The following is a 238-nucleotide window of genomic DNA, read 5'->3' as shown; positions in this document are numbered from 1 at the left end:
CCGCGCTTTCATCCGCCGTCGCATCGGGCGTGGACGCGCCTGTCTGTTCGGGGTCCGCCAAGCGTTGCGTCAGCGAATCGACGGCCGCGCTGATGCCCGCTTCGAAGTTGTTCTCGCGGAACGCCGGCACGATGCGTTCGCGAATGATGCGCCCCGCGATCACGTCGGGAATCGTGCCTTCAAGGCCATAGCCCACCTCGATGCGCACGTGATGATCGTGCAGCGCGGCCACGAGCAG

Annotated in this window: 1 protein-coding gene; it reads right to left on the bottom strand. The window is 66.4% G+C overall.

What is annotated here, in order from left to right:
- Positions 1-238 (bottom strand): TPM domain-containing protein (locus tag SB771_RS36825; RefSeq protein WP_410722261.1); only part of this gene is annotated, 238 nt, incomplete at both ends.

Origin of the sequence: Burkholderia sp. SIMBA_051, assembly GCF_046534915.1 — a bacterium.
Lineage (GTDB): Bacteria > Pseudomonadota > Gammaproteobacteria > Burkholderiales > Burkholderiaceae > Burkholderia > Burkholderia ambifaria.
Note: the sequence above shows the minus strand (reverse complement) of the source record. Positions and strands in the feature narration are given on the sequence as shown.